The organism is Candidatus Dorea massiliensis AP6 (assembly GCF_964245105.1).
Taxonomy (GTDB): domain Bacteria; phylum Bacillota; class Clostridia; order Lachnospirales; family Lachnospiraceae; genus Laedolimicola; species Laedolimicola intestinihominis.
In genome coordinates this window covers 49,730-59,385 of sequence record NZ_CAXTKW010000002.1, presented here as the reverse complement: position 1 = coordinate 59,385, position 9,656 = coordinate 49,730, and the positions used below count along the sequence as shown (strand labels likewise).

9 protein-coding genes and 1 pseudogene are annotated in these 9,656 nt (G+C 50.8%); 4 read left to right on the top strand and 6 right to left on the bottom strand.

Annotated features, from left to right (window positions below):
* Positions 1 to 412 (bottom strand): biotin/lipoyl-containing protein (locus ACESZP_RS02720; protein ID WP_499707950.1); only part of this gene is annotated, 412 nt, incomplete at its 3' end.
* A gap of 65 nt (positions 413 to 477) precedes the next feature.
* Positions 478 to 1,236 carry a DeoR/GlpR family DNA-binding transcription regulator gene (locus tag ACESZP_RS02715; protein WP_499707949.1) on the bottom strand — a complete coding sequence of 253 codons (759 nt, stop codon included), beginning with the start codon at positions 1,234 to 1,236 and terminating at the stop codon, positions 478 to 480.
* A 258-nt stretch (positions 1,237 to 1,494) separates the two neighbouring features.
* Here ACESZP_RS02715 and ACESZP_RS02710 point away from each other — a divergent pair, with 258 nt between their 5' ends.
* Positions 1,495 to 1,986 (top strand): QueT transporter family protein, encoded by a 492-nt coding sequence (locus tag ACESZP_RS02710; RefSeq protein ID WP_499707948.1) that lies wholly within the window; start codon positions 1,495 to 1,497, stop codon positions 1,984 to 1,986.
* 194 nt (positions 1,987 to 2,180) lie between these two features.
* Entirely contained in the window at positions 2,181 to 3,554 is a 1,374-nt protein-coding gene (locus ACESZP_RS02705) for a sodium-dependent transporter (RefSeq protein ID WP_178039228.1), read from the top strand.
* Between the two features lie 95 nt (positions 3,555 to 3,649).
* Here the strand turns inward: ACESZP_RS02705 and ACESZP_RS02700 are convergent, their stop codons facing one another.
* On the bottom strand, positions 3,650 to 5,212 hold the full coding sequence (locus ACESZP_RS02700; RefSeq protein ID WP_178039229.1) for an FAD-dependent oxidoreductase: 1,563 nt from the start codon (positions 5,210 to 5,212) through the stop codon (positions 3,650 to 3,652).
* 220 nt (positions 5,213 to 5,432) lie between these two features.
* Here ACESZP_RS02700 and ACESZP_RS02695 point away from each other — a divergent pair, with 220 nt between their 5' ends.
* Both ACESZP_RS02695 and ACESZP_RS02690 read left to right on the top strand, forming a co-directional pair.
* Positions 5,433 to 6,362 (top strand): diacylglycerol/lipid kinase family protein, encoded by a 930-nt coding sequence (locus tag ACESZP_RS02695; RefSeq protein ID WP_499707947.1) that lies wholly within the window; start codon positions 5,433 to 5,435, stop codon positions 6,360 to 6,362.
* A gap of 208 nt (positions 6,363 to 6,570) precedes the next feature.
* The gene (locus tag ACESZP_RS02690) at positions 6,571 to 7,239 is read left to right on the top strand and encodes a phosphatase PAP2 family protein (protein ID WP_499707946.1); all 669 of its coding nucleotides are present in this window, start codon (positions 6,571 to 6,573) and stop codon (positions 7,237 to 7,239) included.
* Between the two features lie 73 nt (positions 7,240 to 7,312).
* On the opposite strand, the pseudogene ACESZP_RS02685 reads toward ACESZP_RS02690, so the two are convergent.
* The 3 genes and pseudogenes from ACESZP_RS02685 to glf form a co-directional block, all read right to left on the bottom strand.
* A pseudogene (locus ACESZP_RS02685) lies at positions 7,313 to 7,446 on the bottom strand (family 1 glycosylhydrolase); the annotation flags it as partial.
* Positions 7,447 to 7,449: 3 nt separating this feature from the next.
* Complete coding sequence (locus ACESZP_RS02680; protein WP_178039232.1) at positions 7,450 to 8,475, bottom strand: glycosyltransferase; 1,026 nt, start codon at positions 8,473 to 8,475, stop codon at positions 7,450 to 7,452.
* A gap of 12 nt (positions 8,476 to 8,487) precedes the next feature.
* Positions 8,488 to 9,654, bottom strand: a complete 1,167-nt coding sequence (gene glf, locus ACESZP_RS02675; RefSeq protein WP_499707945.1) for a UDP-galactopyranose mutase — start codon at positions 9,652 to 9,654, stop codon at positions 8,488 to 8,490.
* Positions 9,655 to 9,656 lie beyond the last annotated feature (2 nt).

Genomic DNA, 9,656 nt, shown 5'->3' with positions numbered 1-9,656 from the left:
CGCACTCTTCTACAGTGATTCCTGCTTTCGGCATCAGGACGCCCTGGGCCATGTGCGCACCGCCTGCGGGTGCTGCCGCCGGTGCAGGTGCTGCCGCGGGTGCGGGTGCTGCTGCCGGTGCGGCTTCTGCTGCCGGTGCGGATCCGCCTTCTTTAATTCCGGAAATATCGTCTCCCGGCTGTCCGATAGCACAGACATTGACCAGAACCGGTACTTCGTCTCCATCCTCATAGAAAATGTCCAGAAGTGTTCCTTCTGCTGTGGACTCGCACTCAAAAGAAGCCTTGTCCGTCTCATAGGTGAAAAGAACATCGCCCACATTTACGTGGTCGCCTTTCTTCTTTAGCCATTCCGTAATCACACATTCTTCTACGGTGATTCCCGCCTTTGGCATCAATACGCCTACTGCCATGTTTTTACCCTCCATTATCCTTTCCTATATAGTTCCATTTTTATTGCTCACATGCTCATGATTCTTTACAGAATCTCGGTTCCGACTTTCTCAGCCCGTTCTCTTAAAGACGCCGGAACCTCGCCATCGGTAATGATATAATCCACATCTTCCACATTTCCAAAGGTGTAAGGTAAAATCTTTCCACATTTGGAGCTGTCCATCAAAATCACCTTTTTCCCGGCCCGTTCCACCATAAGTCGTTTCACCAGCATCTCATCCTCTTTACCGCAGGTAAAACCGCCCTGGTCTGTGTAACCGGATACGCCTATGAACGCCAGCGCGATATTGATGCCCCGAAGCATCTGCAGGGTGCTCTGTCCGGATACGGCCTGATTCAGCCGGTTCAAAGTTCCGCAGCACATGTGAATCGTAGGCGCAGACAGCCTCGAAAGTTCAATCGCCACATTAGGCGCGGTAGTAAATATATTCAAATCCATGTCCGGCAGGGTCTGTGCCAGCGCAATACTGGATGTCCCGGCGTCCATAAAAATGGCGCTTCCCGGTTCAATCAGCTTCAATGCTTTCTTCGCCATCTCGCGCTTTGCTTTCATATTGGTCTGCATCCGCGCCTCCAGCTTAGCCTCCGTAGGACTGGAACCCTGCGTCACGGCTATGGCTCCGCCCCGGGTCCGGGTTATCACACCCTCCCGCTCCAGCTTCTCCAGATCACGGTGAATGGTCATCAGACTGACCTCCGGAAAAAGAGCCCCCAACTCCTTTACGGTAACAGCGCCCTTCTCCTGGATATATTTTCCTATGGTCTCTTTTCTGAGCAGATTCATATTGATACATCCTCTTGTTAAGATTTGTTATATTACTCCCGTTCTGTATAACACATCATAACATTTTATAACATTTAAGTCAACGTATTTTTCACATTTTTCCGGGACTTGATTTTACACCGCTGTCGTGTTATACTATCACACGTTGCAAAGCCCCAAAAAACAAGGTCTTATCGGGCTTCCGCCGATTCCCGGCGTTAAATGAATCGAGTGTTCGTGACCTTCCACTCGTAAAACAAAACTAAAGGAGAACTGAATATGAAAACAAACAAAGTGCAGTTTATGACCCAGGCAGCTATGATCGCTGCTATCTATGTAGTACTCTGCGTGGTGTTCCAGCCCATCAGCTACGGCCCCATCCAGACGCGTATCGCCGAGGCGCTGACGGTTCTGCCGTTCTTTACGCCGGCTGCGATTCCCGGTCTCTTCGTGGGCTGTCTCATCGCGAATGTGCTGGGCGGCGGTATTATTCTGGACGTTATCGCCGGAAGCGTGGCGACCCTTATCGCCGCATTTGCCACCTACGCCCTTCGGAATAAGAGCAAGTATCTGGCTTCTGTTCCGCCGGTGGCAGCCAACGCGCTTATCATTCCCTGGGTTCTGAAATACGGCTACGGTGAGCCGCTCCCGATTCCCTTCATGATGGGAACGGTGGCTCTCGGCGAGATTCTGACCGCCACCATCATCGGCACGATTCTGCTGCTGGTGCTGGAGCGTTACCGGAGTTCTATTTTCAAGACTGCTTTATAACGCAGAATTACTTATCCGTATAAAACAACTCCATATTGAAAACAACTTAAAGGAAGCTTCCAGCAGGGGAGCTTCCTTTTTTTGTATTGCCGTATTGCCGTTTCGAAGCGTTGATGCGTCGCATTGACGCACCGCTGCATTCTCTGCTATGATAAGTCACGAATTTATTTTTAATAGCAAGAGGGAGATTTACAATGGAGAAACGTGAAAAATTCTCATCCCGGCTGGGCTTTATTCTGATTTCAGCCGGCTGTGCCATCGGCCTGGGCAATGTATGGCGCTTTCCTTATATCACCGGTAAATACGGCGGAGCTGCTTTTGTACTGATTTACCTGGTATTCCTTGTTATCTTAGGCATGCCGATTATGGCCATGGAGTTCGCGGTGGGCCGCGCAAGCCGCAAGTCCGCAGCCCGGAGCTTCCATGTACTGGAGCCAAAGGGCACCAAATGGCACATTGAAGGCTATATTGCCATGGCGGGCAATTACCTGCTGATGATGTTCTACACCACCGTGGGTGGCTGGATGATTTCCTATATCTTTAAGATGGCCTCCGGTTCCTTCCATGGTCTCACACCGGATGCGGTTGGCGGTGTCTTCAACGATATGCTGGCTTCCCCGGGTTCCATGACCTTCTGGATGATCGTAGCTGTGCTTCTGGCTTTCGGTATCTGCAGCATGGGCCTGCAGAACGGTGTGGAGCGTATCACAAAAGTCATGATGTCCTTCCTGCTGGTAATCCTGGTGGTTCTCTGTATCCGAAGCGTTACATTGCCGGGCGCAGGTGCAGGCCTTCGCTTCTACCTGATTCCGGATTTCAGCAAGATTGTGGAAAATGGCGTCGGCGAGGTGATCTTTGCTGCCATGGGGCAGGCATTCTTCACCTTAAGTCTTGGTATCGGCGCTATGGCTATCTTCGGAAGCTATATCAGCCGCGACCGTACGTTAATGGGAGAATCTGTAAACATCTGCATCCTGGACACTGTCGTTGCGCTGATGGCCGGACTGGTTATCTTTCCGGCTTGCTTTGCCTTTGGTGTAGACCCGGGTGAGGGACCGGGACTGGTTTTCGTCACCCTGCCAAATATCTTCAACCAGATGGCAGGCGGCCGCCTCTGGGGAACCCTGTTCTTCGTATTTATGAGCTTCGCAGCCCTGTCCACCATCATTGCCGTATTTGAAAATATCATCAGCTTCGGCATTGACCTCTGGGGCTGGACCCGTAAGAAATCTGTCCTTGTAAACCTGATTCTGATTCTGGTTCTCTCCATGCCCTGCGTACTGGGCTTCAATGTATGGAGCGGCATCGCGCCCCTGGGCGCCGGAAGCACCATCCAGGATCTGGAGGACTTCATCGTCTCCAACAATCTGCTTCCCCTGGGCAGCCTTATGTACCTTTTATTCTGTACCAGCCGCTACGGCTGGGGCTGGGATAGGTTCATCGCCGAGGCAGACGCCGGCAAGGGCATCAAGTTTCCGCAGTGGGCGCGGTTCTATGTAAGCTACATTCTTCCGCTGATTGTACTGTTCATCTTTGTGATGGGATACTGGCAGAAGTTCGCAGCGTAAATATTATTTATGTAATAGGGGATTCCATCGAAATTTCCTATTACATAAAATAAAAGTCCCGACAGGCTATGTGTAAACCTGTCGGGACTTTTATTTTATGCTTCTTTCTTCTCTTCGTGATACTCTTTCTCCGTATTCACGCTCCAGATATTCTTCTTGTCTTTTCTGCCGCTCAGGATGTTGTCCACGGTCTCGAAGGAGGTGGCCATGGAGTGATCCATGTTATTGTAGCGGTGCTGACCGTTACGACCTACGCAGTAGAGGTTCTCGAAGGTGTCCAGATACTTGATCAGGTCATCCATATGATCGTAGGTATCGAAGTATGCCGGATATGCCTTCTTTACACGCTCTCTGTGGGAATCCAGCACGTCCTTCTCGCTGGTGATGACGCCCATCTTTACCAGCTCGGAGATACCGAACTGTACCCACTCCTCTTCGCTCATGTTCCAGTACTTGTCGCCTTCGCTGCAGAAGTACTCCAGACCAATCCATACCTTATGATCCGGATCGGATACCAGATACGGGGACCAGTTATTGAATACCTGGATACGACCCAGCTTTACACCCACATCCTGAACATAAATCCAGCAGTCCGGAACGATATTGTTCAGGGTCTTCAGCTTGGTCTCGTTCTTCAGGTTCAGCTTGTCCACCAGAAGTCCTACAGTCACGAAATCACGGTAGGGCAGTCCCGCCGCGATCTTGCTCATATCCTCCGGCACGTCGTTCATGCCGCCTACCAGATCCTTCACCGGCATGGAGGAAATAAATACGTCGCCCTCGATAGTGTGCTCCTCTCCGTTCTGTACATAAGACAGGCTCTGCACGCGGCCATCTGCCGTGTGCAGTCTGGTCACCTTGCAGCCCTTGCGGATCTCGCCGCCCATCTTCTCTACCTCGGCTGCTGCGGTCTCCCACAGCTGGCCCGGGCCGTACTTCGGATAATTGAACTCCTCAATCAGAGAAGTCTGTACCTGATGCTTGTCCTGCTTCTGAGGCAGCAGCTTCTGGAAATTATCCTTCAGAATGCCCATGATAGACAAGCCCTTGGTACGCTGCGCACCCCAGGAAGCATCGATCTCGCTGGGATGACGTCCCCACAGCTTCTCAGTGTAACCCTCGAAAAACATGGAATACAGCTTCTTACCGAAGCAGTTGATATAGAAATTCTCCAGAGAGTCCTCCGGCTTCTTGGCTACAGCTGCCTTCAGGTAACTGAAGCCTGCTACCATGGTGGTGGCAAAGCCCATGTTCTTAATGGTCCGCGCGTTCATCTTAACCGGATAATCGAAGAACTTCTTCTGATAATAAATGCGGGATACACGGTTACGTGTCAGCATAACCCGGTCTTCCTTCTCCGGATCCGGTCCGCCCGCCCTCAGCGGAATCGTACGTCCCAGCACCTTATCGTCGTAGGACGGCGCGCCCTGCAGCGGCATAATCTCATCCCACCACGCGGTTACACGGTCATCCTTGGAAAAGAAACGATGGCCGCCGATATCCATACGGTTACCGTTGTAACGCACTGTTCGCGAGATACCGCCGATCTCCTGGCTCTCCTCAAGAATCAGCACCTCGTACTCGTCAGATTTCTTCAATAATTCATATGCAGCCGTCACACCTGCCGGTCCGGCTCCTATAATCACTGCTTTCTTCATGTAAAGCTCCTTTTTCTTTCCGTTTATTCTCCATGGGCAGATCAGCCCATATTTCTTATATTGTACACGATCTGTCTGTATCCGTCAATCATATCAATTTCTGAAAATTCTATTAGCTGATTTTAGGCATTTCTACTCTTGAACCCGATTTTTCCCGATGCTATACTGGAACCATAAAAACGAGATTTCAAAACGCAGGAGAAAGGCAGGAGAACAGGCCATGTACTATTTTATTGTGAATCCCGGTTCCCGTTCCGGCAACGGAAAATACGTATGGCAGAAGGCGGAACGCATACTGGATCAGGAGGATGTGGAATACCGGGTATTTTTCACCGCCTACCGGACTCATGCTACCGAACTGGCCGCTGAAATCACTGCGCGGACGGAACGCCTGACACTGATTGCCGTGGGCGGAGACGGAACGGTCAATGAAGTAATAAATGGCATCCGGGATTTTTCCCGTGTAACCCTCGGCTACATCCCCACCGGATCCAGCAATGATTTTGCCCGGTGTATGGGGCTGCCCACCGATACCGAAGCTGCGGTTCAGAATATCCTGCATCCCACCCGCTTCGATAAGCTCGACCTGGGATTGATGGAGCTCGGCAGACAGAAGCGCTATTTTGCCGTAAGCTGCGGCTGTGGCTTTGACGCCGCAGTCTGCCATGAGGCACTGAATTCCCGGATGAAAAACTTTCTGAACCATCTGCATCTGGGCAAGCTTACCTACGCCGGTATTGCGCTGAAGCAGTTGATTTTATGTAAACCAGTCCCTGTAACTATTACTCTGAGCAATGGGAAATCACGGACTTTCTCGAAGGCCTATTTCGTATCCGGCATGAACTGCGACTGCGAGGGCGGCGGACTGAAGCTGGCTCCTCATGCGGATATCCACGACGGAGTTCTTGATATCTTCGTGGTCAACCGTCTCGGAAAGCTTCTGATCGCCCTGATGCTTCCGACTGCTTACGCGGGTTTCCACACCATTTTCCCGGGCGTCCACATCTTCCGGGCCAGGAGCGCGGAAGTGACTGTCACCGGCACGCTGCCGCTCCATACGGACGGTGAAACCTGCCTTATGGAAGGCACTGTAAAAATGGCCTGCTGCCCCCAGATCCTGACTTTGATTGCAGCCGGAAAGAACGCATAATTCTGATTTTATTTACATAACATTACTTTGCGGAACGCTTTTGTATATTATGGAGAATGTCCTGTAAAATGTGATTTTTTTCTTAAAAAATTATGAACCTGATTGAACCGGAAATAGCTTTGTGCTATACTGCGATTCAGAAATGAACAGCCCCGTTTTTCACAGGGTTTCTGATAAATTTTATTGTTCATAGAAGGAGGTTGACAGCATGAAAGCATTTTTCCAGAAATATAAGCACGCCTGGGTTCTGCTTTACGGCTTTATCTATCTGCCCTGGTTTTTCTGGCTGGAAAGCCGGGCCAACCAGCCCTACCATGTGATTCATGTATGGCTGGACGATAAGATTCCTTTCGTGGAATATTTCATTGTGCCGTATCTGCTATGGTTTGTATACATTGCCGCCGTATTCCTGTATCTGTTCTTCAAGGGAACGAAAAAAGAGTTTTACCGCTACTGTTTCTTCCTGTTTACCGGAATGACACTGTTTCTGGTAATCTCCACCATCTATCCGAACGGACACCTGCTGCGGCCCACCGAGCTTCCACGGCACAATATCTTCACCTTTGCGGTGCAGATTCTGTACCAGGCGGATACCCCGACGAACATTTTCCCGAGTATCCATGTATTCAATTCCATTGCAGCCCACCGGGCTGTGGTGAATAACCCGAAGCTTGGCCGCAATCGCCTGATTTACGGCGGTTCCTTTATATTGATGATTTCCATCATCCTGGCGACCATGTTCCTGAAGCAGCACTCCGCCCTGGACGTGATGGCCGGTATCGTGCTGGGTACTTTGATGGATCAGATCGTGTATCGGATGGAGTTCTCGTTCACACGGGAACGGGTGCCGAAGAGGAAGAGAGAGACCGTTATTTAAAAAGAATTTTATGAGAAATGAGAACGGCTGGCAGATCAGATATGTGTCTGATCTGCCAGCCTGATTTTGTTTTTTATTCTGATTCAGCGCCATTTGTCTCAATTATTTTTTATACCAGTAGAAAGAATCCTTCCGATAACGCTTGTAAGTGCCGTTTCCTTCGTCATCTGCGTCCACATATACGAATCCGCAGCGTTTCTTCATTTCTTTCTAGTTAAATCCAACAAACTTATTCGCAATCTTATAAGCCACTTCCGATATCTTCCGGCCTGTTCTGCCCGGCAGGTTCATAGTACGGCCCAGGACGCCCCATTTGAGCTCATAGTAGGTCTTCGGGTCTTTCTTTTTCAGGTATTTCCAGAGCTCGTACTTCTTCTCCAGGTTCTCCTCGGTACCGGAACGAATGGCAATAATCGAAGATACCACCATGATGATCTCCAGGTAATTCTTCATATAGTGGCGCAGCTTCCGGTTGGGAATCTGACGCACGTCGGAGAGCTTGTAGTCATCGATCATGATGCGGTTGACCTTCAGCTGCTGGTCGATGCGGCCAATCATAACGCTCTCGTTGACAGACTGATCACTGCGGCCAATGAAATAGCGGTAAAAGTTCACATCCAGATAGTACAGATACTTCACATGGGGCAACGGATGGTACACAAAGATGTTATCCACATAGAAGGTGTGCTTTGGCAGATCCAGTCCACATTCCCGGAGCAGCTTGGTGCGATAAATAACCGAATGCATCAGAATATACTGCCCCTTGTGCAGGAATTTCACATCATCCCAGGTAAAGACCTGATCCTGGGGAAACGCAGAGCGGTAGCTCATGACTTTTTTATGCTTTGCGCCCTCTTTTTCATAGACGAAATTACTGATAAGCATATCCACCATAGGCTTTGCGCCGGCCAGCTTCTCCAGAGTCTTTAATACCTCCTTGTAAGCGGAAATAGATACCCAGTCATCGCTGTCTACCACCTTGAAGTAAAGACCGGTGGCGTTGCGAAGGCCTGCGTTGACTGCCTCACCGTGACCGCCGTTTTCCTGATGAACCGCCTTCACGATGGTCGGATATTTTTCAGCATATTCGTCGGCAATGGCCGCGGTGCCGTCCCTGGAACCGTCGTCCACGATGATAATCTCCACTTCCTCGCCGCCTGCCAGCAGGGAATGAATACAGTTACGCATATAAGCCTCGGAATTGTAACAGGGAATTGCTACGGATAAAAGTTTCATGCTTCCTCCTTTTTACGCCAGAGAGCGGGCAAGGGCGATGGCCTTTGCCGCCATGGCGTCGATATTGTAGTATTTGTACTCTGCGAGTCTGCCCAGAAGGTGGAAATCCGGTATCTGCGCCGCCAGATCCGCATACTTTCGGTACAATGCGTTATTTTCCTCATTCATGATGGCGTAGTAGGGAATCTCGCCCTCTGCGCCGGTATACGCGAAGGGATATTCCTTCACAATCGTAGTGCTGTCGGCCTTCTGACCGGTCAGATATTTGAACTCGGTGATACGGGTGTAATCCTCGCTGACCGTGTAGTTCACCACGCTGTGCCCCTGGTAATCGGGCTTGTCATAGTGTTCAAAATCAAAGCGCAGAGTCCGATACGGCAGCCGTCCGAAGCGGCAGTCGAAGAGCTCGTCCACCGGGCCGGTATAAATAACTGTGCCATGGAACTCCTGACCTTCCAGCAGTACCTTGCCCTCCTTTTCGGAAATGACCAGTGCGTCCTTCGCGTTGGTATTGGTGCGGATCTCAATGTTCGGGTGAGCCAGCATTTTCTCAAACATGGGCGTAAAACCATCCCTGGGCATACCCTGATATTTGTCCCCGAAATACCGGTTATCATAGGAAATGACCACCGGAACGCGGCCAGTGACTGCCGGGTCGATCTCCTCCGGGGTCTGACCCCACTGCTTCATGGTGTAGCGCAGGAAAACATTTTCATAGACGTAGTCCGCGATGGCCCGCAGATCCTCGTCCTGCTGCTCCCGCAGCTTCAGAATCGGCACCCGCGCGCCGAAGCCGAAGGTATCCACCAGCTTTTTCTCCAATACTGCGGCTTTTTCCTCGCCGTAGACCATTTTCAGGGTATTCAGGTTGAAGGGAACCGGCAGAAGCTTGTCGCCCACCCGGGCTACTACCTCGTGGCCGAAGGCGTACCAGTCGGTGAAACGGGACAGCCACTCATAGACCTCCTCGTTGCCGGTGTGGAAGATGTGCGGGCCGTACCAGTGTACCAGGATGCCGTACTCGTCCTTCCCGTCGTAGCAGTTGCCGCCGATATGGTGTTTCTTTTCCAGTACCAGAACCTTCTTGCCCTGCTCCTCCGCCAGCACTCTGGCCGCCGCAGCGCCTGCGATTCCGGAACCGATGATAATGCAGTCGTACATGATAAATCGTTCCTCCATAA